A 26,050-nucleotide genomic window follows, 5' to 3' on the forward strand; every position below is an offset into this window, starting at 1 on the left:
GTCCCCCGCAGCCTCGGTCATCTCTGGCAGACGCCACAAAACCAGGTGGAACGCCCCGATTGCACCAGACGCTGGATCTCGCCGGCACAGCCGGATGTCGGGCAGGGAGATCCCAGCCGGTCATAGACGCGGAACCGATGCTGGAAGTATCCGAGAGCTCCGTCAGTCGAGGCAAAGTCCTTGAGCGACGAGCCACCCGCCTCGATGGCCTCGACTATGACGTCACGGACCGCCCTTGCCAGTCGCTCGGCTCGGACACCGGGAATGCTCGCCGACAGGCGGCGCGGGCTGATGCCACACCGGTGCAGGGCCTCGCAGACATAGATATTGCCCAGACCCGCAACGATCGACTGGTCCAGCAATGCGGTCTTGATCGGGGTCCGGCGCCCGGCCAGAGCCTCGCCAAGATAGGCTCCGGAAAACCCGTTGCCATGCGGTTCCGGACCGAGCGCGCCCAACGTCTTGTGGGACGCCTCGTCGACGGTCGGGAACAGGTCCATGTAACCAAAGCGGCGCGGATCATTGTAGCGGACAACCACGCCGCCTTCGGCCCGGAACACCACGTGATCATGCTTGGGGTCGGCCGGGGCCGCATGGACGAAATCGCCGGGCTGCGCCGCCTCGCCGTCGACCTCGATGGAGAACCGGCCCGACATTCCAAGATGCCCGATCATGGTTTCGCCGCTGTCCAGCCGCAGCAGGAGGTATTTCGCCCGCCGGTCGATTCTTTGCACCCGGCAACCGGTCAACCGCGCCGCAAAACGCGCCGGAAACGGGAAGCGCAAATTCGGACGATTGAGCTCGACGCCGAGAAGGCGGCGCCCTTCCAGGGCCGGAACCAGGCCCCGGCGAACGGTCTCTACTTCAGGCAATTCAGGCATTTGACGTGTGAATCATCTTTACATTCAGGCGGTTGCACTTTCGCCGCATTTCCCGGCTCATCTTCGCCAGCCTTTTGGGAATTACGGAGACAAGGCCTCATGTTTGATCACATCGATTTCATCCTGTCAGCCGCCATGATTGCGGGCCAGATCGGTCTGGGCATCCTGTTCGCGGATCTGATGAGCGGAATTGTTCACTGGTATATCGACACATACGGCAATCCGAAGACCCCCATACTCGGTCGGCACGTCTACTGGCCGACCATCAATCATCACGCCCAGCCGCTCGACTGCACCCGCGCCAGCTTCTGGTCGCGCAACGGCCCCAACCTGGCGCTGAGCGCGGTATTCTTCATCGTGTTCGTCGCGACAGACCTCATCAACGCCTTCACCCTCAGCGCCCTGGCGACGGGCGTGTTCGCCAGCGAAATCCATGTCTGGAGCCACAAGCCCAAACGCAAGCGCCCGACCGTGGTGCGCTGGCTTCAGGGCGCGGGCCTGCTGCTCAGCCCGAAAGAGCACTGGCAGCATCACACCCACGCGCACAACACCCGCTACTGCACGGTCACCAACCTGCTCAATCCGGGGCTCGACAGGCTGCGTGTCTTCCGACTGGTCGAGGGCATCGTCGAAGGGTTCGCCCGCCGCAAGCCCCGCGATGAGATCATGGGCATCGGGCCGCTCGCCCGCGGACGCCGCATCATGTCCCGGGCTCGCCGTTTCGTCGCGGCCGGGGCGTGGCAAGTCCGCCGCTTTTTGCTGGCCCCCATGCCCCGCCTCGCGCTGGCCTAGCCGGCAGCCCACATGCGACACCAAGGACCGCCTGCGCCGCTTTCCGGTCGGGCGGTCCGGGTCTATGTTGCCGGGCATGAGCACGACCCGGACCGATACCGACACCGTTTCCTTCGGCTTTGCCGATGTGGCGCGCGACGACAAGGCCTCGCTGGTACGCGGTGTCTTCGACCGCTCGGCGCGCCGCTATGACCTGATGAACGACCTGATGTCACTGGGCATCCACCGGGTCTGGAAGGACATGGTGATGACACGCGCCAATCCGCAGCCGGGCGAGGTCCACATTGACGTCGCTGGCGGCACGGGCGACCTGGCGCGCAGTTTCCTGGCCAAGGCCGATGCGGTTGCGGATCGGCGCGGCGACGATCGCAAGGCCTCGGCTATCGTGCTGGACATCAATGAGCAGATGTTGCGCGCCGGCGTGAAACGCGGTCTGAAGCCGCACGAGGAAGGCCGCATTGACTGGGTCACCGGCAATGCCGAATGCCTGCCCCTGCCGGACCGTACCGCGCACTGCGTCACCATTTCGACCGGCATCCGCAATGTCACCGATCGCGCGACAGCCCTGAGTGAGATGCGCCGCGTGCTGAAACCTGGCGGACGCTTCCTGTGTCTGGAGTTCACCCGCCCGACCAGCCGCGCGTGGGAAAAGGCCTATGACGCCTGGTCCTTCAACGTCATGCCGGAGCTCGGCCATTATGTCGCGAAGGATCGTGAGAGCTATCAATACCTGGTCGAATCGATCCGCCGCTTCCCGAACCAGGATGATTTCGCGGACGAGTTGAGGGCCGCCGGTTTCCGTCAGGTCAGCTTCACGAATTTCTCGGGCGGGATCGCCGCGCTGCACGTCGGCTGGGCCTGATCAGTCCTGTCCGCCCCGGTCCTCGCGTTCGCGACGCAACCAGGCCTTCGCCTCCTGAACTGTATCGAAGAGCTGTAACTGTGCCGGATACCCGTCTTCGGTCAGATTGACCCAGAATTCGAGCAGGACCTTTTTCATGCTGTCATTGCAAACCTGAGCCGACCGGCTCGGCGTGTCGCCATAGTGAGCGCGGAGGAATTCAGCCAAACCTGCACTGAGCCGCTGGAAGGACGCGACATCCAGCTCATGCATGTCGGCATCATCCTCGTAGACCACGATGCGATCACATGCCGGCGTCCAGCCGGGCATTGTTACAGCCCGCTGCATAAGTGCCAGCGCATCGCCCTCCGCGATTTCGCCGCGAAAGCGCACGAGAATCCACTGGTGCTCGGCATCCACTTCCAGTTCGTGATTCATTGCCGCCCCGGATTCGATTCACAGCGACAGATTAGAGCAAGCTTTACAGTCGGCAACCACAAGCCCGCACCAACTGCGACGTCATGGCCCTCTCGCCAATTTCGACCCGTACCTCTAAACCGCTTTCATGATTTCCAGTCTCGCCTCTTTCATCCGCCTGATCCGCGCCCTCGTGACCCTGACCCGGCACGACGCGATCCTGCCTGCCGAGTACCAGTCGCTCTATCCGGCACCGGCGCGCTGGCTGGGTGCCGCCATGCGTGTGTTCCGCCGTCGTGATCTGGCGGAAAACCCCGGCGAGCGACTGGCCCGGGCGCTGGAAAAGCTGGGCCCGTCCTACGTCAAATTCGGCCAGATCCTGGCCACCCGCAGCGATGTCATCGGCGAGCGCTTCGCCCGCGGCCTGTCGCGCCTGCAGGACCGCATGCCGGCCTTTGGCGACAGTGAGGCGCGCGACATCCTCGCGGCAGAGCTGGGCAGGCCGGTCGAGGACCTGTTCCAGGAGTTCGGCCCGTCGATCGCTGCAGCGTCCATCGCCCAGGTCCACAAGGCGGTAACGCCTGACGGAGCGGTCGTGGCAGTCAAGATCCTGCGGCCGGACATCGAAGGCCGCATCGCCCGCGATATCCGCACCCTGTCGCTCGGTGCCGCATTGGCGGAACGCTTCTCGCCCGCCAGCCGCCGCCTGGAACCGAAGAAATTCGTTGAAACCGTCTCCCGCTCGCTGTCGCTGGAAACCGACCTGCGGCTCGAAGCCGCCGCCGCGTCGGAACTGGCCGAAGCCGCCGCCGTCGCCGAGGGCTACCATATCCCGACCGTCGACTGGACACGGTCATCGCGGCGCATCCTGACGACGCAATGGATCGACGGCATTCCGCTGTCCGACATCGACGCGGTCGCTGCCAGCGGTATCGACCGCGCTGCCCTGGCGACCCGGTTGACGCGGGCCTTCCTGTCGACCGCCCTCGACCGGGGCGTCTTTCACGCCGACATGCATGGCGGCAACCTGTTCGCACGCACCGATGACACGGTCTGGGCCGTCGACTTCGGCATCATGGGCCGGATCGGGCGCGCCGAGCGACGCTTCCTCGCCCAGATCCTGCACGGCTTCCTGACCCGCGACTATCTGGCCGCCGCCCGCGCCCATTTCGCGGCCGGTTATGTTCCGGCGCGCCATTCGGTCGAGGATTTCGCCAGTGCCCTGCGCGCCGTCGGCGAACCGATTTTCGGCAAGACCGCCGACCAGGTTCCCATGTCGCGCGTCCTGATGCAGCTGTTCGAGATCACCGAACTGTTTGAAATGCGCCTGCGACCGGAACTGGTGATGCTGCAGAAGACGATGGTCCAGTGCGAAGGCGTGTCGCGGCAGCTCGACCCGCAGCACGACATGTGGGGCGCCGCCGCTCCCGTCGTCGAAGCCTGGATGAAACGGGAACTGGGTCCGGAAGGACGCATCCGCGATCTCGGCGAAGACCTGACCCGCTTGCACGACGCCCTGCGCAAACTGCCCGACGCGGTCGACGACTGGGCCGAAGTCGGTGCCCAGCTCAAGGCCGGCAAGCTGTCACTGGGGGGCGGGCCACGGCTGCGGCCCTGGTTCCTGCGTCTGGCCTGGCTTGCAGCTGCCGCAGCGGCGGGAGCGGCCCTGACCGCCGCATTTAGCTAAAATTCCGGGACGATTTACACAAAATCGAAAGAAAGGCCTGCCCATATGCCTGTCATGGCAAGGGATTTCATCATGAATGAAGAGGCACGCAGCCTTCAGCGCGAGTTTTTTCGCATCGACGAGGACGTGATCGACCGGGTGCAACACCTCAAAGCGCGCCTGATGAAGTATGCCGAAGCCGCACTCGAGACCGTGTTCGACCATCTGGTCGGTAATCCGGACGTCGCCCACTATTTCGAGATCACCGACAACATCACCTATTTGCGCGCCGGCATGCTGGCCCATTGTGACGAGCTGTTCTCGGCCCGCTTCGACGAACACTATTACGAAGCCACCGAAGGCATGGGCGAACGTCATGCCAAGCTGGAATTCCCGGCGCATGTCTACACCGCCGCCTATTCCAACATGTTTGCCCGCATCGTCGAGCTGGGCATGGCCGACCGACGCAGCTTCAAGACCGACGACATCACGGCCCTGTCGCGGATCACCCATTACGACATCGAGCTGTCGATGGGCGCCTTCTACCGCCACATCATGGACAAGCGCGCCGCGCTGTCCTCCGACGCCCAGAAGATCCGCCACCTGGTTGATTGAGTTTCGCTGCCGGTTGGCAAGCCGAGGCCGCGACCGTCAGATTGAGTGGGAGACCCGCGCGGTCCCGGGTCAGGCTCCGGGTGATCTGAGCGCCGCGCGCAGGGCTGTCCATAGAACGCTTGTCAGCCAGCAGGCCGTATCCGGTTCTTCAGCTCAAGGGTGAAACCGCGAAGCGGCCGCCTTGCGGCCCTTGACCTGAAGAACCGGATACGGCGACCTCCCGGCAAGCGGTTTATGGAGGGGTGTGCGCCGGGGGCGCGGACGTCGAGGGGCAGTAATTGTGTCTGTCCCAGTTTGTCTGCAGTTTGTTGGCGTCCCCGGTTTTTCACGGTGGGATATATGGGAGGATTAATTGTGTCTGTCCCGTTTATTCCACACCGAACCGGAGCCTTTTTCATTGGTGAGCTCATCTAACGCTTTTACCGCAGCATCCTGAAGTGATGCATTCTTGCGCGCTTCTTCTTGCCAAGCCTTATGTAAATATAGTTCGTTAGCGGCTTCGCCGAGCGTTAATGAAAAGCCAGCTCGAATAGCCCTCGTTGCCGTGTGCGCCGGCACTGCCGCTCGCTTCAAGGCCCACAAGACTTCGCTCACCCCCCTGCCGTCAGCAACAAGCTTAGATACTAGGACTACGGCATCTTCATATTGCATTTGAACCTCTCAACACTGTGAGCCATCAGCCCCTGAACAGATCGGAATCGTACGGTCTCTGGAGCCTGGGCGTGCAGTAGAACTGGTCGGATATCTGTGCGCGGTATAGCGCCACGCCGTATACCCCCGTGCAGCGGCGGCTTCCTGGATAGCACTCGCCCCAGCTGTCATCGCCTCAGCGGCCGCACCACGAGAAATATCTCCCCCTTGCGTGGCATACACCACGAGATCACTAGTTACCAATGTACCTCCGTCCTCAGATACTACAGCCATGAAGGTCACGTCGCCCGCATTGGTCGGAACGACGACTTCCATCTCTCGTGAGGACGAACGCAGGGCATCATCGATAGCACGACCGAAATCATCAGCAACCCCGGATCGAGCTGCGAGCGTCACGGACCCACCTGCGAGCGAAGCGTATGAAGCTCCGCCGAGAGCTTCTCCCAATGCCAAATCTGCTAACAGGACGGTGCCACCCGAGTAAACAGTATAGGCACCCCCAATGATGGCTGCCGGAATTCCAAAGCCAACCAGCATATCACGCCCAAGATTATCGTAATTGTTCTGAGCAACTCGCCGCATAGCTTCTTCGGCGCTGATTCCTTCTGCTTGCGCGATAGCCATAGCGCGATTGAGGTTGTCGATTCCCGCTCCCATTCCGGCGTCTTGCATCATCCCCGTCGGATCGGTCGCATTCAGCGGATTATTCCCCACATAAGCATAGAGATTCATCTGATCCGCATAGCCGATCGGATCGGTCTGCAAAAACCGCCCGATCTCCGGCCAGTAATAGCGGGCGCGATAGTAGTAGAGCTCGCTCTCCGGGTCGTAGCGGCGGCCGGTATAGCGGAAGGGGTTGCCGGATGTGTTGAGCGGCGCCTCGACGCCATAGGGCGTGTAGACATAGCGGTCACTCAGGGCACCATTGGCATCGGCCAGGGCGATGACCGAGCCGAGCCGGTTGGCGTGGTAGTAATGCCGCGCCGTGGCGGCCCCGGTCGACGGATTGACGGTGATCATCGCCTCGCGCTGGTCGACGCCCGGACCGGGGATGTAGCGCTGGAGATACTGGCCGGCATCATTGAGCTCGCCGGTTTCCATACCACCGGCATGACTGAAACGGGTCCAGCTGGCACCATTGTTCAATGACACACCGGTGCACCCCCGATCACATCATAGCGATACTGGATGGTCTGACCGGACTGAACCAGGCCGGTGAGCCGATTGCGGGTGTCGTGCAGGAAGGAGCGCGTGCCGTCGCCGGACAGGTTGTCCGAGAAATCATAGCTCAGCGTATAGTTGGTCGTCGTGCTGCCTTCGACATGCACCACCGCGCCATACTGGTTTTGCACATTGGTCGGCTCTCCCGCTCGCACCGGTTGAGTGCTGGAGAAGTCACGGCTTTGCGTCTGCCCGCCTGCTGACCACAGCCAGCCGGGCGCATTGGTATGCTCGGCTTCCAGATATCCGGCGCCGTCATAGGCATAGGTGGAGGTGACGGACTGGTCGGAGACGAGGTGATGCATCCCTTGGGGTTTCGCCGCTTTACGGTTACCTGTACGGGACCATCAGCGGAGGCGTCACGTGGCCGACAAGTCCATACTCCTGATCATTGGCGGCGGGATTGCCGCCTACAAGGCACTGGAACTGATCCGGACGCTGAAAAAGCGCGGCATTGCCAGTCGCTGCATCCTGACCCGGGCGGGCAGCGAATTCGTCACGCCGCTCTCGGTCTCCGCCCTGTCGGGCGACAAGGTCTATGGCGAGCTGTTCAACCTCACCGACGAAGCCGAGATGGGTCATATCGAGCTGTCACGCTCGGCCGATCTCGTCGTTGTGGCGCCCGCTACCGCCGACCTGATGGCCAAGGCCGCGACCGGCCTGGCCAATGATCTCGCCTCGACTACCCTGCTGGCGACCGACAAGCCGGTCCTGATGGCGCCGGCGATGAATGTACGGATGTGGGATCATCCGGCGACCCAGCGCAGTCTGGCGACCTTGCAGGGCGATGGCGTGCATTTTGTCGGCCCGGACGAGGGCGATATGGCTTGCGGCGAGTTTGGTCCCGGCCGCCTGGCCGAGCCCGATGTGATTGCCGATGCCGTCGCGAGCCTCTTGAATGCCTGACACGCTGAAGGGTCGCCACGTCCTGGTCACCGCCGGACCGACGCGTGAACCGATCGACCCGGTCCGCTTCATCTCCAACCACTCTTCCGGCAAGCAGGGCTATGCCATCGCTCAGGCTTGTGCCGCACTTGGCGCCCGCGTGACCCTGGTCGCCGGGCCGACCGCGCTGGATGACCCGGACGGTGTCGAGACCGTCCATATCGAAACGGCCCGCGACATGCTCGCGGCGGTCGAAACCGCCCTGCCGGCCGATGTCTTCATCGCCGTGGCCGCCGTCGCCGACTGGCGCCCGGCGCAGCCGTCTGACAGGAAACTCAAGCTCGACAAGGCCAGCTTCTCCAGCCTGCCGCTGGTCGAAAACCCGGACATTCTCAAGACCATCTCGCAAATGACCGACGGCCGCCCCGGCCTGGTCATCGGTTTCGCCGCCGAGACCCATGATGTCGAAGCGCTCGCCATCGCCAAGCGCAAGCGCAAGGGCTGCGACTGGATCGTCGCCAATGATGTCTCCGGAGATGTCATGGGCGGAGCCGAGAATGCCGTCCTGCTGGTCACCGGGACGGGCAGTGAAGCCTGGGAGCGGGCGGAGAAGTCGAAGATCGCTGGTCTGCTGGCCGCACGGATCGCATCGGCGCTCTAGCCTCTGGCCAAATCAGGCGGGCTTGGCTTTGATGCGTCCCAACACTCGCCAGCCAGGATGCCGCCATGTCGACCGTGCCCGTGAAGATCAAACCGCTCGATCATTATGAGGGTCTGGCGCTGCCGGCCTACGAAACGCCGCAGTCCGCCGGCATGGACTTGCGCGCGGCAGTGCCTGCCGACGACCCCGTCTCCATCCCGCCCGGCGAATGGCGGCTGATCCCGGTCGGGATCGCGATTGCCCTGCCGGCAGGATATGAAGCCCAGGTCCGTCCGCGCTCCGGCCTCGCCGCCAAGCACGGGATTTCCTGCGTCAACACGCCGGGCACCGTGGACGCCGATTATCGGGGCGAGATTCACGTCAACCTGATCAATCACGGCCGGGCCAATTTCGTCGTCAATCGCGGCGACCGCATCGCCCAGATGATCATCGCCCCGGTCACCCAGGCCGTCTGGGAGGTCGCCGACACGCTGGACGAAACGACACGCGGTACCGGCGGTTTCGGCTCTACGGGCACGAAGTAAGATGCGCCGGTGGCAGATACTGACCGGCATATTGGTCACGCTTTCTCTGACGGGCGCAGGCCTTTGGGCAGCACGTGAGCGGTTTTACCTTCTGGACGGCATCTGTGAGCGAATGCCACTAGAGCAGATCGAGCTGGCCAACGAAATTTTGGTTTCCCGAGATCACGTCGTCGGGAATGATGAAGATGTTCGGTTGGTGCTTTCTCCAAATGAGCTACTCGAAGCCACGTCATTTGTAAGCGGGCAAACAGGGTTATGGCGTGCACCATGGGCCGGCGTGCCGGTTGGCGACACAGACATTGTATTCCGACGCGACGCCGAGATCGTTAACTCACTCGGGGTCGGTGGCGGCTATCTGGTTCTCCAAGGGTGTGGCTACTTCTTCGTTCACAACATCACTCCTGACGAAGAAGCATGGATCCGCGACTGGCTCAGCTCAAAACTGACCGAGACACAGCCATCCCAAACTATGCCTTGACACATTCGTCACTGGCGCCGGGCGCGCGGCCCCCTAAGTTGGTCGCAAAAGGAGAAACAACATGACCGACACACCCGGCCGCGGCCGCATCTATGCCTCCATCGCCGACACCATCGGCAATACCCCGCTGGTCGAGCTGAAAAAGCTCGCCGACGCGCACGGCGCCAAGGGCCGCGTCCTGGCCAAGCTGGAATTCTTCAACCCGCTCGCTTCGGTGAAAGACCGGATCGGTGTGGCGATGATCGACGCGCTGGAAGCGGCCGGAAAGCTGGGCGAGGGCGCCGTGATGGTCGAGCCGACCTCGGGCAATACCGGCATCGGTCTGGCTTTCGTCGCCGCCGCCCGCGGTCACCGTCTGATCCTGACCATGCCGGAATCGATGTCGATCGAGCGGCGCAAACTCCTCAAGCATCTCGGCGCCGAGCTGGTCCTGACCGAAGCCGCCAAGGGCATGAAGGGCGCCATCGCAAAGGCCCAGGAAATCATCGATGCGACACCGGGCGCGGTGATGCCGAGCCAGTTTGCCAATCCGGCCAATCCGGACATCCACCGCAAGACCACGGCTCTGGAAATCTGGAATGACACGGCGGGCGAGGCCGATGTGCTGATCTCCGGCGTCGGCACGGGCGGCACGCTGACCGGCTGCGCCTCGGTGCTGAAAAAGAAAAAACCCGGCTTCCACGTTGTCGCCGTCGAGCCGACCGACAGCCCCATCCTGTCTGGCGGCGCGCCCGGCCCGCACAAGATCCAGGGCATTGGTGCCGGCTTCGTGCCGGACATTCTCGACACCGACCTGATCGACGAAGTGGTCACCGTCTCCAATGACGACGCCTTTGCGATGGCCCGTGAAGCCGCCAAGCTGGAAGGCGTTCCGGGCGGCATCTCCTCCGGCGCGGCGCTGAAAGCCGCCCTGGAGGTCGCCAAGCGCGACGACATGGCGGGCAAGACCATCGTGGTGATCCTGGCGAGTTTTGCGGAGCGCTATCTGTCGACGGCGTTGTTTGAGGATTAGGGAAAGTTGGAGGAGTGCAGAACCCGGGCAAACCGGCTTGGTTGCGCGGTTTTTAAATTCAGGGTCGTAATTTCGAAGCTTGAAATCGTGACACTGGAAGTGCTCTAGTCAACAACCTCGGAGTGCGACTAAGTTCAGCGATCCGAGTGGGGAGACGCTATGGCAGACTTAATTTCAAGCCTAACATCCAAACCTCAGCGGGAAATAGCAGGGTCGGATTCGGCATCCCGGTTCGACTATCAGAAGAACTGGGCCTTTTGTCAGATGATGCGGAGGCACATCGCAGACGAAAGCTACCTCATCGCATTCGAGTTCCACGACGACGTTCTTTTTCTGTCTCCGGCCGATCACCCGAACTATGCAGAGTTCATTCAGGTGAAGACGTCGTCTGCGTCGAAGCCTCGGTCGCTGAGCAGCATCACGACCCGTCCCAAGGGTAAAGCGTCAATCGTTGGAAAGATGTATTCTAATCTTAGCGGCATTTGCTCCAAACACGACGTGCGTGTTGTGCTTGTCTCCAACAACGCATTTGAGTTCACGGACAAGGAGCTTTGCGCCAAAGACCTGGATGCAAAGCTTCGCCAAAGACTGCTAGCCAAGCTGACGGTCGAGATTCCCGGCTTCGATGAGAAGCACCTTGAGAAACTGAACTTCCTTGTAACAGGCGTGAGCCTGGAAGCCATGCAGAGCTTCCTAGTAGGTGAGGCGACGGAGCTTTTCTGCCACAAGTTTGGCGAAGACCACGGACTGAACATCCGCACCTGGATCAGGCTGATTCAGGGCGAGATTACTCGGCGCAATAACCACCCTTCTGACGCGATTGCGACCACGGATGAGCTGATCGAGAAGAAGTGTATCGGTCAGAATCTCGTTGAGGGAACCCTGAACCACATGCATGCAAAGACGCGGCAGACTTTGGATGTTGCGACAATCTCAAATTATCTCACCGCCGCCGGATGGACCATGACCGATCTGATTCGCCTTCAGAAGAAGCTTCCAGAGGCTTCGGCAGATTACTACAACCCATTGAATGGAGAGGTCAAAGATATATCGGATAGGATGCGGTATATCGTCATGGATGAAAATGGCTCGACAATAGATTTAGATGATTTTCTGGATAAATGTGTCGATATGACAATGGATAACGACCACATTGCAAATATTTACAAGCAGACAGACTATCTGCGCGCGCTGGGGGCGCTAGTCTACTATGACGAAGTCTGATTTTAAGAAACTAGTACGCAACTTAAGAAAAGGCAGTTACAGTGAAAAGCCTCGAATTCAGGGATTTGTGGATACTGTCGAAAGCAGAAAGGGCGGGGATAAACCTCAGCCTCAGCCCGAACGTGAATCTCCTGATCGGGGAGAATGATGTCGGCAAGTCCACGCTTATCAAATCAATTTACCACTGCCTAGGTGCGGATACGCCGCAGATTAACAACACCGTCTGGAAAAAGGCGAACCCGATTTACTGCGTGAGATTCGAAATCTCTGGAAAGACCTATCATGTTGTCCGTGATGAAAAATATTTCGGTGTGTTCGATGCCGATAAGCGGTTTATTTCTCGTCACGTAAATATAGGTGGTGCGAACGGCATCGCCAAATTTATGAACAAGCTTCTCAAATTTGATATTGAGCTTGAGCGCCAAAGCGATGGAAAACTCGGCACCGCCGGACCGGCCTTTTATTTCCTCCCCTTCTACGTTGATCAGGATGAAGGGTGGTCAACAACCTGGTCCTCTTTTGTCGGCCTTAAACAGTTTAGCAGCTACCGCAAACTGATGCTTGACTATCACTTGGGTGTTCGGCCACAGAGCTATTACGATGCCAAGAAGCGCCAAATTGGACTTCAGGAGCAGCTCAACGGCATCCAAAGCGAACGCCTCCCAATGCAGGCCGCGCGAAACTCGGTCGAGAAGCGAAAAGTCCGAACGCAGGTTGACCTCGATCCAACCGCATTCCGGGCGGAACTGGAAGCAGTCGTTGATCAGTACAACGTCATCTACGCCCAGCAGCAGGGCGTACTTTCTCGCCTGAAGGAAATCAGGAATCAACGCAACTCGGTTGATACGGAGCTTGATGTGCTGCGGAAAGCCATCACAGAGCTTGAAGCTGATTACCGATACTCAGAGTCTCCAGAAACTCCGGAAGTGGTCGGATGTCCGACCTGCGGTACGGAGTTCTGCAACTCGTTTGTCGAGCGCTTCGGCATCCTTGATGATATTGACCACTGCCATGCCCTTGTGGACCACTGGATGAAGAAACGAAGCGACATCACAGTTCAGCTCAAACACGTGGAAGAGGAATACAAACAAGTCTCGTCTCAACTTCAGGAAGTTGAGGCCACCTTGGCGCGTACGAAGGAGAATGTAACGTTGTCGGAGCTCATCGCTTCCGAAGGCATGAAAGAAATGATCAGCACGCTGAACACCGACATTCAGGAGATGCTGAGCCAAGAAGAGGGCATCAACAATCAACTCTCGAACAATGCCAGATCCCTCAAAGTCGACAGCACCCGAAAGAAGGACGTCGTCACCTGGTACAAGGCTCGGATGAAAGAGTACCTCAACGCCCTTAACGTGGGTGTGCTCACTGAGGACGATTACAATTCACTTGATAGGCAGATCAAAAACAATGCGCTGGGCAGCGACCTGCCGCGAGCACTGTTGGCGCAATACTTTGCCTTTCTCAGCACGATGAATCATTTCAATTCTTTCCTGGTTTGCCCAATGCTGATCGACTCTCCTTTTCAGCAAGAACAGGACCCCACCAACCGGAAGGCAATTCTGGATTTTATCGTCTCGAAGAAGCTTCCTGGTCAGCAGATGATTCTCGCAACCGTATCTGTAGATGAGTTTGCCGATAACAACGAACTGGACAATGCCGCTCGACACGAGCTGGATAACAAGCTGTCAGTCCTCAGGAAGGATAGCTATCAGTCTGTCCTCAATGATATTGGGGAGATGCACCGGGAGACACTAACTACTGCTGGCTAGGCACTCACACTCGCGGGAGCCGGGTCACAGAACGCCGTTACGTCGAAGATCCGTGGATCGGAGATGACGTCGCCGGGCGTCAGCGGGCGGGAGAGTTCCAGGCCTTCCAGCGAGCGCGCCCGCGACAGGGCGACATAGGCCTGACCGTGGGCGAACAGCCGGCGGGCGAGGTCTAGATAGACCTTGTCGAGCGTCAGGCCCTGGGCCTTGTGGATGGTCATCGCCCAGGCGAGGCGCAGCGGGAATTGGGTGAAGGCCCCGGCAGTGGTCTTGGTCAGGGCCTGTTTCTCCGGATCGAAGGCATAGGCATTGCGCTCCCATTTCTGGGCCTCGACAGCATGGACTGTTTCGCCGATGCGCACACGCACGGCTTTTTCGTCAAACCCTTCCACCTGCCCCAGCGTGCCATTGACCCAGCGCCCCTGCGGGTCGTTGCGGGTCAGCATGACCCGGGCGCCGATCTTGAGCACCAAGGGCTCCTCGGCCGGGAAGAGGCGCTGGTCGAACTGGCCCTCGACCTTGGCCTCGAAAGCCTTGTGCGAGGTCGGCAGGCCTTCCAGCCGCGCCTGGTTGATATGCCAGGCCGTCTGATTGGTGGCGGTCAGCACGATGTGCGAGAGCGAGGCCTCCAGCCCCGACCGGCCGGTCACCCGGTCATTCAGGTCGGCGGCCTTGTCGCTGTCGAGATCGCCGTCGCGGATCGCATTGAGAATGTCGACGAAATATTCGTCGGTCTGCCGGAAGACCTGTTCCAGCTCGACATAGGAAAAGCCGGCATCGCGGAAACTGTCCGGGTGGAAGAAGAAGGGCCCGCCATAGGTCGATTCCAGATATTCCGCCTCGGCGCCCTGGATGACCGGCGGAAGCTGGGCGAGATCGCCAACCAGCACGATCTGCACCCCGCCGAAGGGCTCATTGCGCTCGCGATTGAGGCGCAGCGACTTGTCGATCGCCCACATCATGTCGGCGCGGACCATGGAAATCTCGTCGATGACCAGGGTTTCCAGCGCCTGCACGACACGGCGGTGACGCACCTTGCGGATATCGCGGGCGCCGATCATGCGCGGCGGGAAATGGAAGAAGGAGTGGATGGTCTGGCCACCCGCCTGCATCGCCGCCACGCCGGTCGGCGCGATCACCGCCGCACGCGGTCCGGCCCGGCGCAGGAATTCGCGCATCAGCGTCGTCTTGCCGGTGCCCGCACGACCGGTCAGGAAGACATTCGGGCGGGCGCTGGCGAGCCAGTCGAGCAAGCGCTCCTGGTGTTCGGACAGGCTTGGCGCCGGCAGGGGCGGGTTGGCGGGAACGGACATGGCGCCAGATTGCCCCTGTTCGCGCGCGGAACAAGCCTGCAAAGCGCATTCGCTGTCACCGGTGCGGGTGGACAGGCCGGGGCTGCAACCGGGATTCCCTCTTGAAGCGCGACCGCAATCCCGGCACCTATGGGCCATGACCACCGAAATCGATATCGACCGCTTCGCCCGCCATCTTGTCCTCAAGGAAATCGGCGGCCCCGGCCAGCAGGCCCTCGCCCGTGCGCATGTCGCCATTGTCGGAGCCGGCGGCCTCGGCGCGCCCGCAGCGCTCTACCTGGCAGCCGCCGGGGTCGGGACGATCAGCCTGATCGACGCGGATACGGTCACGGTCGACAACCTGCAGCGCCAGATCATCTTCCGCACCCGCCATATCGGCTCGGCCAAGGCCAAGACCGGCGCCCGCGAACTGCGCGCCCTCAACCCGGGCAGCCGCGTGCGCGCCGTCGTCAAGGCGCTTGACAGCGAGAACGCCAAGCGTCTGATCGGAAAGGCCGACCTGGTCCTGGACGGCTGCGACAATTACGAGACCCGTTACGCCGTCAACGCCGCCTGCCTGGCCGGCAGCAAGCCGCTGGTTTCCGGCGCCGTCGGGCGTTGGGACGGACAGGTCTCGCTGTTCAATGCCCGACCCGACGCACCCTGCTATCGCTGTTGGGTCCCGCAAACGCCGCCCGACGGGGAAACCTGCGAACAGGTCGGTGTGGTCGGCGCGCTGACCGGGGTCGTCGGCTCGATCATGGCGATGGAGGCGATCAAGCATATCTGCGGCGCCGGCCGGACCCTCGACGGTCGCATCCACCTGTTCGACGGCCTGTCGATGGAAAGCCGCGCCGTCACGCTGGACAAGGACCCCGCCTGCCCCGCCTGCGGCGGTTAGTTTTCGGGGTCATCGGGGAACTCATCGGCGGTGTCGGTGGTTGCGCCCAGCATTTCGGTCAAGCCGTTCGGGGAGTCATCGGCCGGATCCGGCAGGCCCATCACGCGCCGGAATTGGGGCAGGTTGATGCGTTCAGGCTCTGTCAGGGTCTGCCAGGAGTCGCGATCCGCGGGCTGAACCTCGTCGAGATATTCGCCCATGAAGGCCTCCATCAAGGCAAGCGTCCGGCCCAGGCCCAGCGGCGTTTCGAAATTGTGGCCGGCACCGCGAATGGTGCGCTCACGGAAATCATATCCGGCCGCCTCCAGGGCCTCGATCATGATTTCGGTCTGGGCCATGGGCACGACCTCATCCTTGTTGCCGTGAAGCAGCAGGATAGGCGCCCGCATTCGGCTGATCTGGTGCACCGGGGCCATGGCCCGGACCGCCTCGGCCTCGGTTTCGGGGTCGCCGATCTGCCGGGTCCAGTATTCGACACTGTCCGGCCGGTTCTCGCGGGACCAGTCGATGAAGGCCTCCGGGTCCGAGATGCCGGCCACGCTGACCACACACCGGTAGGCGTCCGGGGTCACAAAGGCACCGGCGAGCGCCGCGTAGCCGCCGTAGGAAAAGCCGGCAATGCAGACCCGGTCCCGTCGCGTCAGCCCGCTATTGATGGCCCATTGCAGCGTGTCGGTGATGTCGTCCTGCACCGCCCGGCTCCACTGTCCGTGAGCGGCGCTGGCGAATGTGCGTCCATAGCCTTCCGAACCGCGGAAATTGGGTTGCAGGATCCGCCAGCCTTCGGCGGCGAAATACTGGGCGACCGGGTCAAAGCCGAAGCTGTCGCGCGCTTCGGGGCCCCCGTGCGGCATGATCACGGTGGGCAGGGCGGCCCCGGGCCGGGCTCCGGCGGGATGGGTGACAAAGACATCGATGACCAGCCCGTCGCGGGTCGTGACCTGCTCGGTTGTGACCCGGCTCAACCGGGTCCCAAGCAGGGCCGGATTGACCGCGGCGAGGGGCCGGACTTCCGACGTCTCCAGCGAATAGGCGTAATAGCTGCCCGGCTCCTGCGGTCCGGTAACAAACAGGAGCAGGGCGTCGGCTGTCACATCCAACGGGTAGACAACCGCGTCGGCCTCGAAATAGGCGGTCAATGCCTGAAAATGGGCGTTGAGGCGCCGGTCGAAAAAACGGGTCCGGATGCGGTCGTCCAGATAGGTGACGGCGATCATCCGATCGGACAGCTCGTCCCTCAGCACGGTGTCCAGATCATAGGTCGGGTGCTCCCAGACCCGGTCACCGATCTCGTCCGCCTCCAGGTCGTATTCGTAGACGCCGCGCCGCTCCGCCCCCTCCGGCCGCACGGCCACCAGCACCGTATCGTCGTCATCGGTATTGGCCGCCCAGATCGAGCGGTTGGCCCGGTGGATGTAGTCGACAAATTCATTCAGCGTGAGCGACTCATCCCGGCTCCAGCGGTCGGAGCCGGATCGCCGGCGATAGATGCGGGCGCGATCATCGTCGACATCCAGATCGAGCCGGAATGTGGCCCGGCCCTGTTCATTGGCGGCCCATTGAACGGTATTTGAGCTGCCGCGTTCAACACGGTCATGGTCACCGGTCACAAGGTCGAGACGCCAGAGATCGAAGTTGGAATTGCGGTGCGCCGCGACAAGGACATGATCGGGCTCACCGGGAAGCGGGTGGACGACTTCCGCGAAATTGTCGGCGGCCCGCATGTCCCAAGCCTCGTCATCGCCAAACAGGACATCGCGCTGACCGGTCGGAATGTGCACCGAGACCAGGCGCCAGTAGAAACGGTAATAGGGTACCCGTGACCGCCGCCGCGGGCGCATGTGTCCATTGTCCTCCGAGGTGGCAATGGTGCCGACAATCAGCCGATCCGGTCCGGCCCAGCTGATTCCGACCGGGATGTCGGTGCCCAGATCAATCTCGCGTGGCGGCGCGTCGGCAGGGCCAGTCAGATCGACCAGCAACAAGCGATGGAGAAGATTGTCCGGGTCGTCGCGATGAACCGAATCCATCGCCCGGGCCAGCGCATGAAAATCGCTGGTGCGTTGCAGATAGGCCACCTGTCGGCCATCCGGCGACATCTGGATCGTCCGGATCGACGGGGGCTGGGCCAGGTCATTGATGGTCAGCGGACGGTTCTGGATGGCCCCGGCCTGGGCGCCGACCACCACCGCAAGCATGGCCGCGAGGAGCCGGCCCACCGGCATTGTGACTGCATTCCAACCCATTCATACCTCTCCACACAGGAACGGGCCTCGCCGCTCCCCTCTGCGGGGTTGGCACCCCGACACTATTCGTCCTTGTTCGCATTCGGGTCGAAGCTGTCGATCCGACCGTCCATCGCGTCATCAAGAAACGCTGCCAAGTTGCGCATGGTGACAATGAAGTCCCGGCCCTCGCCCCAATTATGGGTCAGCCCCGACACCTCTTCATAGACAAAGTCGGCATCTGCGGCCTCGAGGGCGGCGGCCATCACCCGCGACTGCTCGACCGGCACGACCCGGTCCGCATCGCCGTGCAGGAGATAGACCGGTCGGTCTATGCGGTCCGCGATCCGCACCGGGGAGGTTTCGCGCATGAAGTCACGATCGCGGCGCGGATGTCCCAGCAATTCAACCCAGTAGTCATGGACTTCATCACCGGCATCCTCCTTGAACTCGAGGAACTCCTCCACATCGGCGACCGGCGCTCCGGCGAACGCGCACCGGTACAGCTCGGGGGTCAGCGCGGCGCCGATCAGGGCGGCATAGCCGCCATAGCTGAAACCGACAATGCAGACCTGGTCCGGATCGGCCTGGCCGCGTTCGACAAGCGCGGCGACACCGTCGGTCAGATCGTCCTGCATCAGGCGGCCCCATTGCCGGTATCCCGCCTCCGCGTAGGCCCGCCCATAACCCGACGAGCCGCGGTAGTTGGGCTGGAAGACCGTATAGCCCTGGGCGGCCAGGTACTGGACCACCGGGTCAAAGCCCTGCTCGTCGCGGGCCTCGGGCCCGCCATGCGGCATCACCACCAGCGGTGTTGACGAGATGCTGCCGGTGGCCGGCTCGGTCAGGAAGGCGGGGATTTCGGTGCCGTCTCGGGCCGTATAGCTTATGGCCTGCATTGGTTGCAGACTGTCTGCCACCAGATCGCTGTTCACCGCCACCAGCTCGTCGATCACGCCCGCTCCGGCATCGTGCAGATAGTAGACGCCGGGCAGGGTGGCGCCGCTGACATAGACCACCATCCGGTTGGCGCCGAGCGAAACCGGCTCGACAATCACATCTTCGGGAAACTGACGCCGGATGTCGGCATATCCAGCCGCAAAGGCCGGGTCGGCAAAGACAAAATGCCGGCGCGCGCCGGCATAGGAATAGCCGTAATAGCGTCCTGTGTCCTCGTCGATTAGGGCGTAATCAATATCGTAGTCATCGCGAACGGCGACCGGTTCCAGAAACACATCCTCGGCCAGGTCATAGCGATAAATCCCGTAGAATTCCGAACCATCCGGCCGGGCGCGGACATAGATCTCTCCCGGCCGGTCGGACGGTCCGGCCCATTCGAAGTTCGCCCGCGCATCAAACAGGTCGAGCGTGCGCACGGTATTGACCCGGCGCCAGCGCCCGTTCCGGCCTGTGCGGGCATGAAAGCGCAGGTGTTCACCGCTCCGTGTCCGGTCGACCCGCATGACCGCCTCGCCATTGGCGCTGAACCAGGCCACGGTCGCATCATCGCCCCGCTCGACACGGTCCGCTGCACCGGTCTCGATATTGACGCGGTAGAGATTGTAGTTGCGGCGCTCATAGCTGGGCATGAGGATATGGTCAGGGTCATCGGGCAGGAAATCAGTGATCGGCGACCGGTTGGGGTTCCAGAAATTCTCCCCCTCCCCGTCAAACAGCACTGAAACCCGTTGCAAGCTGTCCCGGTCAATGGTCAGGACGCGCGATTGCGACGCGACAAGCTGGTACCGGCCCCGCTCCCGGCGCAGGGTCACGCGGACATTGCGGGCACTGATGGCGATCAGGAAGCGGTCATCATTGGCCCATTCGACCCAGTCCACGCGCCGGTTTCCAACCGAAACCCGGCGCCCGGCCGAATCGCCCTCGGAGTCCAGATCATAGACAAGAATTGTATCGTCGCCGCCGCTGCGGTGGGGCTTTTCGACCAACAACAGATAGCGCCCGTTGGGCGACAGGCGGACATTTTCATAACGCGGCGGACGGATCACGTGCCGCAGGAAATCCTCGATCGCACCATCGCCCATGGACGGAATGCGCTGGGCCCCGACCGGTCCGACCATTGTGGCAAACAAGGCCGCCACACCAAGAACCGCGACCAAGGTCGCCCGAAAAACACTCAATACCGGAATCATGAAACAGCCCCCGACACCAATTTAAGCGTCAGGGCCCGGGTGTTGCAACCGTACAGGCGTCAGCGCCGCGCGGTCAGTTGCAGGCCCAGTCCAATTGCCAGTCCCGGCGCAAGACCGAACAGGATTCCGAGCATCCAGCTACCGGTGACCAGGGCAATGATGAGCCATAGGGCAACACCGACGGCGAGACCTGCAGCGAAGCCCAGGCGCTTGCGAAATCGGGTTGGCGGCGAGGAAGACTCTCGCGGAGCCGGCGGAGGTGTAGAGGTGGTCATGCCGCCTGTATGGGCGACATGACCTCTCCGGAAGCTGTGTGATGCTTTAAATCTTCGTCAGATCACAGTCCGACTGGCACGGATCGTCAGTTGGCGACCGCGTCATTGTAGAGCGTGGTGACCATGCGCTCGGTGGTGATGAAGCGCCAGCTCCACTCCGCGTCATAGTCGGCAAGAGGCTCTGCGGCGAGCACGGTCTCGAGATCGGCACCGCTCTCCACCAGGGTACGGACGCGGAACGCGGCTTCACGCAACATGTCGATCGACGCCTGCAGCTCGGCACGCGTTGAAAGCGGACCATGTCCGGGAATGATGCGGGTGTTCTCGCCAGCCATCGCCAGCCCCCGTTCCATGCCGGCCAGATAGCCGTCCACCGTGCCGCCGGACTCGAGATCGATGAAGGGGAACCAGCCCGAGAAGAAGATGTCACCCATGTGCAGGATGTCGGCTTCGCGGAAATACACGAAGGCGTCTCCATCCGTATGGGCCGACGGGACATGGACCGCCTCGACCGTCTGACCATTCATGTGGAAGCTCAGATCGTCCCCGAATGTGAGGATCGGCAAAGCGCCCGGCACGTCTGTCCACTCGGCGTCGGAATTCTCGATCCGCGTACGGATATTGTGGTGAGCGGCGACGGTCGAGCCCTGCTGCGCGAAATGCGAGTTACCGCCTGTATGGTCGCCATGCCAGTGTGTGTTGACGATGAAGCGCGGGGCGCCCGCGCCGGCGATCTCGACGACCGCGCCCTCGATGACCGAGCCGGTATTGGGGAGCTGGTCATCGACCATCACCACGCCGTCATCGCCGGTCAGCAGGGCAAGATTGCCCGCAATGCCGGTTGAGATCATGTGGATGCCATCGCCCATGTCGGTTGATGTCGCGGTCACGTCCTGCCGGACCGCGCCCGCGGAACCGACGGCGATGCCGCTGGCGGCAAGGACCGCCGCGGCTGTGCTGATTGCCAAACGAAAGCTCATTCATCCCCTCCCGAGAAATCACCGGATCCGCTGTCCGGCCTGTCTGGGTCTGATATAGGCATGTTTTTCGGATTTGCATCCTCACCATCGGGTGATGGCTCGCCGCGCGGGCGCCATTCGAACGCCGCGCCGATGGCCACGCCAAGCGCCAGTCCGAGGCCCAGCTGGTCGAAGGCCGCTCCAAATGCCACGCCAAGGGCGATGCCCACTGCGACCCCGGCACCGGTATTTTTCCGTCGTGTCGACATGCCTCGAACTCCTGGTTTCCGACGCGGAATTTACCACCTGTTCACCCTGTTTTGGCAGAGGGATAAGGTCAAGGAGCGTCCCATGCGAAGCCTCATTACCCTGATCGCCTGCCTGACATTCGCCGGGTCGGTCTTTGCATCCCAGGAAACCGAGCACACGGCCACGCCATCCGGCCAGGCCGTGCCGCGTTTTGTCTCGCTGAAGGTCGACGTCGCCAACGGTCGCTCCGGCCCCTCATCACAGCATGCCATCGCCTGGCGCTATCTGCGGGCCGGCCTGCCCATGGAAGTGATCGCGGAGACCCCGGACTGGCGCCGCGTGCGCGACCCCGATGGCGAGGTCACCTGGATGCACCGGTCGATCCTGTCCGGCCGCCGCTCGGTCTACACCCTGGAAGAAACGCCGCTGCACGCCCGCGACAGCGACAGCTCGCCGGTCGAGGCGGTCGCAGAAGCCGGGGTGGTCCTGTCATTGGAGCGCTGCCGCACCGGTTGGTGCCGTGTCGAGGGCCAGGGATTTCGCGGCTGGGTACGGCCCCACACCCTGTGGGGCGTCTATCCGCAGGAGCTGGACACCGGAAACGACGACGAGACCGACCGCAACCCCGCCTTGAGCACGTCGGTCGCGCATGATACCGCTCTGCCCTGATCTTCCCGGTCGATCTTGAGAGGCCGGGTTTTCGTGACCAGCCCGGTGATCGCCAAGCGCCTTCACCCGCGGCGCAACTGATCGGCTACATGACTGAACGCCAAAGCTCTTTCAGCTACAATGACCTGATCGACTCCAGCAATGGAAAGATGTGGGGACCCGACAACGCGCAGCTCCCCGCGCCGCCCATGCTGATGATGGATCGTATCACCCACATCGATGACGAAACCGGCGAACACGGCAAGGGCCAGATCGTCGCCGAACTCGACATCAAACCCGACCTCTGGTTCTTCGACTGCCACTTCAAGGGCGATCCGGTCATGCCGGGCTGCCTCGGCCTCGACGCCATGTGGCAGCTGGTCGGCTTCTTCCTGTGCTGGAAGGGCAATCCCGGCAAGGGACGCGCCCTGGGCGTGGGCGAGGTGAAGTTCACCGGCCAGATCACCCCGGATTGCAAGAAAGTCCGCTATGTCATCGACCTCAAACGCGTCATCCAGCGCCGCCTGATCATGGCGATCGGCGATGGCCGTGTCGAAGTGGACGGAAAGACCATATATACTGCCAAGGATTTGCGCGTGGGCCTGTTCAAGCCCGGCGAAATGGCCTGACCCAGGAGAGCCTCATGCGTCGTGTTGTCATTACCGGTCTCGGCGTGATTTCCCCGATCGGCAATAATGCTGCGGAAGTCACCGAGTCCCTCAAGAACGGCAAGAGCGGTATCGGCCGCATGGAAAGCTTCGCCGAGCTTGGATTCCGCTGCCAGGTCGGCGGCAAGCCGGACATTGATCCGGCCGCCCATGTCGACAAGCGCGTCTACCGCTTCATGTCGGAAGGCGCCGGCTGGAACTACATGGCCATGGCTCAGGCCATTGCCGACAGTGGTCTGGAAGACAACGACATTTCCAACCACCGCACCGGCATCATCATGGGCTCGGGCGGCCCTTCGGCCGGCACGATCGTCAATGCTGCCGATATCACCCGCGAGAAAGGTCCCAAGCGGATCGGACCGTTCGCCGTGCCCAAGGCGATGAGCTCGACGGCCTCGGCGACGCTGGCCACCCCGTTCAAGATCCTCGGCGTGAACTACTCCATCACCTCGGCCTGCACGACCTCGCTGCATTGTATCGGTGCGGCGACCGAGCAGATCCAGTGGGGCAAGCAGGACGTCATGTTTGCCGGCGGTTGCGAGGAGATCCACTGGGCGCTCTCCAACCTGTTCGACGCCATGGGCGCCATGTCGACCAAGTATAACGACACGCCCGAGCAGGCCTCGCGAGCCTTCGACAAGGACCGCGACGGTTTCGTCGGCGGTGCCGGCGCCGGTGTGGTCGTGCTGGAAGAATACGAGCGGGCCAAGGCGCGCGGTGCCAACATCCTGGCCGAAGTCACCGGCTATGGTGCCACGTCCGACGGGCACGACATGGTCGCCCCGTCCGGTGAAGGCGCTATCCGCTCGATGAAGCTGGCCATGGAAACCGTCAACAAGCCGATCGACTATCTCAACCCGCACGCCACCGCGACCCCGGTCGGCGACATCAAGGAGATGGAAGCGGTCAAGACCGTGTTCGGCGACAGCGCCCCGATGATCTCCGGCACCAAGTCGATGACGGGCCACTCGCTCGGCGCGGCCGGCGTGCACGAGGCCATCTACACGCTTTTGATGATGAAAGAGGGTTTCGTCGCCCCGTCGATCAATGTCTTCGACATGGACCCCGACATTGCGGCGCTGAACCTGCCCATCATCACCGAAACCCGCGACGCCGACCTGAAAACCGCCATGTCGAACTCCTTCGGCTTTGGCGGCACCAACGGCACGGTCGTTTTCGAAAAAGTCTGACCCGCCCGACACGGCGGCATCTGATCCAAAAAGAGGATATCACGATGAGTGACACGGTTTTCCCGGCCGGCGAGCTGATGAAGGGCAAGCGCGGTCTTGTCATGGGCGTGGCCAACAAGAACTCGATTGCCTGGGGCATTGCCCAGCAACTGGCCGCCCAGGGCGCCGAAATCGCCTTCTCCTACCAGGATGAAGCGCTCGAGCGCCGGGTCCGTCCGCTGGTCGAGAGCCTGCCCTGCGAGCCTTTCATGGTCCAGGCCGACGTCACCAATGACGAATCCATGTATGCCTGTTTCAAGGCGCTGGAAGACAAGTGGGGCACGATCGACTTCCTCGTCCACGCCATCGCCTTTGCCGGCAAGGACGAGCTGGTCGGCTCCTTCACCGAGAACACCACCCGCGAGGGCTGGCGCCGGGCGATGGACATCTCGGCCTTCTCCTTCGTCGATGCCGGCAAGCGCGCCTCCCACCTGATGCCCAACGGCGGCGCCATGGTGACGCTGACCTATCTCGGCTCGGAACGCGTCGTCCCGTCCTACAATGTCATGGGCGTCGCCAAGGCGGCTCTCGAGGCCTCGACCCGCTATATGGCCCGCGACCTGGGCCCCAAGGACATCCGCGTCAACGCCCTCTCGGCCGGCCCGATGCGCACCCTCGCCATGGCCGGCATCTCCGGCGGCAAGGCCCTGATGCGCACCGGCCGCGAATGGTCGATGATGAAGCAGGACACCAAAATGGAAGGCGTCGCCGGCGCCGCGCTCTATCTGCTGTCAGACCTCGGCTTCTCGTGTACGGGTGAAACGCTGCATGTGGATGCGGGCTTCCACGCGGTGGCCGTGCCGAGCATGGATGACGACGACTGATATTGGCGACACTGTCGGATTGAAAGACCCCGCTGGCGGATGCTGGCGGGGTTTTTTGTATTTTGTTCAACTAGTTGGCGCTTTACTTAATTCTAAACCGCGCTAGCCTGGCCGGATGACCAAGGTCGTCCTGATGCAATCCATCGAGAGCACCTACACGGAAGTGTCGGGTAAGACCTATTTTGTCCCCAAACGACTGGTAAAAGCTGCGACTGAAGCGGTTGGAGATCTAGCACTCTTTTATGAACCTCGTGCTGGAGGCGGCCGCCTAGCGTACCTCGCAGTAGCACAAATTTCAGACCTTCAGCGCGCGCCTGACGAGTCGGGCGATTGCATTGCCCACCTTTCGAACTACCTGGAATTCACCGAACCAGTTCCCCACCGCAGGCCTGACGGGTCCTACTGGGAAGCAAAGCTTCAGAAAGCCGATGGATCAAGCAACCAAGGCGCCTTTGGAGTGTCGGTCAGGCGAATCCCCGATGATGAATTCAGTTTGATTTGTGATGTCGGCTTTTCTGCGGAACTGTTCGAGGGAACACGCACTGATCGCCCCGGACTTTCAGATCCCCCAGCTGTATTCAAGCGGCCAATCGTCGAGCAACTAGTTTCTCGAAAGTTCCGCGATGCCGCTTTCGCGCGAAAGGTTCGAACAACCTACGACCTTCGCTGTGCGGTTACAGGCCTTCAAATTATCAATGGTGGAGGTCGCGCCGAGATCGAAGCCGCTCACATTCGACCTGTCGCAGACGATGGGCCGGACTCCATCCAAAATGGCGTAGCGCTTTCACGTACAGCCCATTGGCTCTTCGACCGCGGGTTAATCGCAATAGACGACGACTTCCGCCTCCTGAAAGCGAAAGGCTTGTTGCCAGAGGGTGTGGAGCGACTTTTCGATCCTAGTGGTCAAGTTGCGGTCCCGGAGGCGTCACATTTTCGGCCCCATGCCGAGTTTCTGCGATACCACCGGGAAACCTATTTCAAAGGCTAAGA

Annotated in this window: 26 protein-coding genes and 1 pseudogene; 16 read left to right on the plus strand and 11 right to left on the minus strand. The window is 61.9% G+C overall.

Features of this window, described 5'->3' with window-relative positions:
* Positions 1-17: 17 nt before the first annotated feature.
* A complete protein-coding gene (mutM, locus tag VOI18_RS01715; RefSeq protein WP_323760676.1) occupies positions 18-881 on the minus strand; it encodes a bifunctional DNA-formamidopyrimidine glycosylase/DNA-(apurinic or apyrimidinic site) lyase in 864 nt (287 codons plus the stop codon).
* A gap of 99 nt (positions 882-980) precedes the next feature.
* On the opposite strand from mutM, the gene VOI18_RS01720 reads away from it, so the two are divergent.
* Complete coding sequence (locus VOI18_RS01720) at positions 981-1,673, plus strand: fatty acid desaturase family protein (protein ID WP_323760677.1); 693 nt, start codon at positions 981-983, stop codon at positions 1,671-1,673.
* Between the two features lie 76 nt (positions 1,674-1,749).
* The gene (locus VOI18_RS01725) at positions 1,750-2,535 is read left to right on the plus strand and encodes a class I SAM-dependent methyltransferase (RefSeq protein ID WP_323760678.1); all 786 of its coding nucleotides are present in this window, start codon (positions 1,750-1,752) and stop codon (positions 2,533-2,535) included.
* Here the strand turns inward: VOI18_RS01725 and VOI18_RS01730 are convergent, their stop codons facing one another.
* Positions 2,536-2,952 carry a hypothetical protein gene (locus VOI18_RS01730; RefSeq protein WP_323760679.1) on the minus strand — a complete coding sequence of 139 codons (417 nt, stop codon included), beginning with the start codon at positions 2,950-2,952 and terminating at the stop codon, positions 2,536-2,538.
* Positions 2,953-3,079: 127 nt separating this feature from the next.
* On the opposite strand from VOI18_RS01730, the gene ubiB reads away from it, so the two are divergent.
* A complete protein-coding gene (gene ubiB / locus VOI18_RS01735; RefSeq protein WP_323760680.1) occupies positions 3,080-4,618 on the plus strand; it encodes a 2-polyprenylphenol 6-hydroxylase in 1,539 nt (512 codons plus the stop codon).
* Positions 4,619-4,690: 72 nt separating this feature from the next.
* On the plus strand, positions 4,691-5,212 hold the full coding sequence (locus VOI18_RS01740) for a protoglobin domain-containing protein (protein ID WP_323760681.1): 522 nt from the start codon (positions 4,691-4,693) through the stop codon (positions 5,210-5,212).
* A 348-nt stretch (positions 5,213-5,560) separates the two neighbouring features.
* Here the strand turns inward: VOI18_RS01740 and VOI18_RS01745 are convergent, their stop codons facing one another.
* The 3 genes from VOI18_RS01745 to VOI18_RS01755 are packed head-to-tail and all read right to left on the minus strand — an operon-like array spanning position 5,561 to position 7,389.
* Positions 5,561-5,863, minus strand: a complete 303-nt coding sequence (locus VOI18_RS01745) for a hypothetical protein (protein WP_323760682.1) — start codon at positions 5,861-5,863, stop codon at positions 5,561-5,563.
* 9 nt (positions 5,864-5,872) lie between these two features.
* Positions 5,873-7,015 (minus strand): RHS repeat-associated core domain-containing protein, encoded by a 1,143-nt coding sequence (locus VOI18_RS01750; protein ID WP_323760683.1) that lies wholly within the window; start codon positions 7,013-7,015, stop codon positions 5,873-5,875.
* Positions 7,006-7,389: a hypothetical protein gene (locus VOI18_RS01755; RefSeq protein WP_323760684.1), complete on the minus strand. Its 384-nt coding sequence runs from the start codon at positions 7,387-7,389 to the stop codon at positions 7,006-7,008. The genes VOI18_RS01750 and VOI18_RS01755 overlap by 10 nt, the downstream gene beginning before the upstream one ends.
* 58 nt (positions 7,390-7,447) lie before the next feature.
* On the opposite strand from VOI18_RS01755, the pseudogene coaBC reads away from it, so the two are divergent.
* The 6 genes and pseudogenes from coaBC to VOI18_RS01790 all read left to right on the plus strand — a co-directional run bounded on the left by coaBC (position 7,448) and on the right by VOI18_RS01790 (position 13,640).
* A pseudogene (coaBC, locus tag VOI18_RS15035) lies at positions 7,448-8,630 on the plus strand (bifunctional phosphopantothenoylcysteine decarboxylase/phosphopantothenate--cysteine ligase CoaBC).
* 65 nt (positions 8,631-8,695) lie between these two features.
* The gene (gene dut, locus VOI18_RS01770) at positions 8,696-9,154 is read left to right on the plus strand and encodes a dUTP diphosphatase (protein WP_323760687.1); all 459 of its coding nucleotides are present in this window, start codon (positions 8,696-8,698) and stop codon (positions 9,152-9,154) included.
* Position 9,155: 1 nt separating this feature from the next.
* A complete protein-coding gene (locus tag VOI18_RS01775; protein WP_323760688.1) occupies positions 9,156-9,632 on the plus strand; it encodes a hypothetical protein in 477 nt (158 codons plus the stop codon).
* A 61-nt stretch (positions 9,633-9,693) separates the two neighbouring features.
* The gene (gene cysK, locus VOI18_RS01780) at positions 9,694-10,644 is read left to right on the plus strand and encodes a cysteine synthase A (protein WP_323760689.1); all 951 of its coding nucleotides are present in this window, start codon (positions 9,694-9,696) and stop codon (positions 10,642-10,644) included.
* 159 nt (positions 10,645-10,803) lie between these two features.
* Positions 10,804-11,868, plus strand: coding sequence for a dsDNA nuclease domain-containing protein (locus tag VOI18_RS01785; protein WP_323760690.1), 1,065 nt, complete (start codon positions 10,804-10,806; stop codon positions 11,866-11,868).
* A 41-nt stretch (positions 11,869-11,909) separates the two neighbouring features.
* Positions 11,910-13,640: an AAA family ATPase gene (locus VOI18_RS01790; protein WP_323760691.1), complete on the plus strand. Its 1,731-nt coding sequence runs from the start codon at positions 11,910-11,912 to the stop codon at positions 13,638-13,640.
* Here the strand turns inward: VOI18_RS01790 and VOI18_RS01795 are convergent.
* Positions 13,637-14,953 carry a DEAD/DEAH box helicase gene (locus VOI18_RS01795; protein ID WP_323760692.1) on the minus strand — a complete coding sequence of 439 codons (1,317 nt, stop codon included), beginning with the start codon at positions 14,951-14,953 and terminating at the stop codon, positions 13,637-13,639. The two genes, VOI18_RS01790 and VOI18_RS01795, sit on opposite strands and share 4 nt — an antisense overlap.
* A gap of 136 nt (positions 14,954-15,089) precedes the next feature.
* On the opposite strand from VOI18_RS01795, the gene VOI18_RS01800 reads away from it, so the two are divergent.
* A complete protein-coding gene (locus tag VOI18_RS01800) occupies positions 15,090-15,833 on the plus strand; it encodes a HesA/MoeB/ThiF family protein (RefSeq protein WP_323760693.1) in 744 nt (247 codons plus the stop codon).
* Here VOI18_RS01800 and VOI18_RS01805 read toward each other — a convergent pair.
* From VOI18_RS01805 to VOI18_RS01825, 5 genes are all read right to left on the minus strand, one after another.
* Entirely contained in the window at positions 15,830-18,079 is a 2,250-nt protein-coding gene (locus VOI18_RS01805; RefSeq protein ID WP_323760694.1) for an alpha/beta hydrolase family protein, read from the minus strand. The two genes, VOI18_RS01800 and VOI18_RS01805, sit on opposite strands and share 4 nt — an antisense overlap.
* Positions 18,080-18,141: 62 nt before the next feature.
* The gene (locus tag VOI18_RS01810; protein ID WP_323760695.1) at positions 18,142-20,196 is read right to left on the minus strand and encodes an alpha/beta fold hydrolase; all 2,055 of its coding nucleotides are present in this window, start codon (positions 20,194-20,196) and stop codon (positions 18,142-18,144) included.
* A gap of 71 nt (positions 20,197-20,267) precedes the next feature.
* The gene (locus VOI18_RS01815) at positions 20,268-20,483 is read right to left on the minus strand and encodes a hypothetical protein (RefSeq protein ID WP_323760696.1); all 216 of its coding nucleotides are present in this window, start codon (positions 20,481-20,483) and stop codon (positions 20,268-20,270) included.
* A gap of 86 nt (positions 20,484-20,569) precedes the next feature.
* The gene (locus VOI18_RS01820; RefSeq protein WP_323760697.1) at positions 20,570-21,463 is read right to left on the minus strand and encodes an MBL fold metallo-hydrolase; all 894 of its coding nucleotides are present in this window, start codon (positions 21,461-21,463) and stop codon (positions 20,570-20,572) included.
* On the minus strand, positions 21,460-21,711 hold the full coding sequence (locus tag VOI18_RS01825; protein WP_323760698.1) for a hypothetical protein: 252 nt from the start codon (positions 21,709-21,711) through the stop codon (positions 21,460-21,462). The genes VOI18_RS01820 and VOI18_RS01825 overlap by 4 nt, the downstream gene beginning before the upstream one ends.
* Positions 21,712-21,793: 82 nt before the next feature.
* Between VOI18_RS01825 and VOI18_RS01830 the strand changes: the two genes are divergently transcribed.
* The 5 genes from VOI18_RS01830 to VOI18_RS01850 all read left to right on the plus strand — a co-directional run bounded on the left by VOI18_RS01830 (position 21,794) and on the right by VOI18_RS01850 (position 26,048).
* On the plus strand, positions 21,794-22,360 hold the full coding sequence (locus VOI18_RS01830) for an SH3 domain-containing protein (RefSeq protein ID WP_323760699.1): 567 nt from the start codon (positions 21,794-21,796) through the stop codon (positions 22,358-22,360).
* A gap of 89 nt (positions 22,361-22,449) precedes the next feature.
* Positions 22,450-22,968: a bifunctional 3-hydroxydecanoyl-ACP dehydratase/trans-2-decenoyl-ACP isomerase gene (gene fabA / locus VOI18_RS01835; protein ID WP_011644985.1), complete on the plus strand. Its 519-nt coding sequence runs from the start codon at positions 22,450-22,452 to the stop codon at positions 22,966-22,968.
* Positions 22,969-22,982: 14 nt separating this feature from the next.
* Positions 22,983-24,197, plus strand: a complete 1,215-nt coding sequence (gene fabB, locus VOI18_RS01840; RefSeq protein WP_323760700.1) for a beta-ketoacyl-ACP synthase I — start codon at positions 22,983-22,985, stop codon at positions 24,195-24,197.
* 44 nt (positions 24,198-24,241) lie between these two features.
* The gene (locus VOI18_RS01845; protein WP_323760701.1) at positions 24,242-25,060 is read left to right on the plus strand and encodes an enoyl-ACP reductase; all 819 of its coding nucleotides are present in this window, start codon (positions 24,242-24,244) and stop codon (positions 25,058-25,060) included.
* 115 nt (positions 25,061-25,175) lie between these two features.
* Positions 25,176-26,048 (plus strand): HNH endonuclease, encoded by an 873-nt coding sequence (locus VOI18_RS01850; protein ID WP_323760702.1) that lies wholly within the window; start codon positions 25,176-25,178, stop codon positions 26,046-26,048.
* The last annotated feature ends 2 nt before the right edge of the window (positions 26,049-26,050 follow it).

This window comes from Maricaulis sp. (assembly GCF_034670125.1).
Classification (GTDB): Bacteria; Pseudomonadota; Alphaproteobacteria; order Caulobacterales; family Maricaulaceae; genus Maricaulis.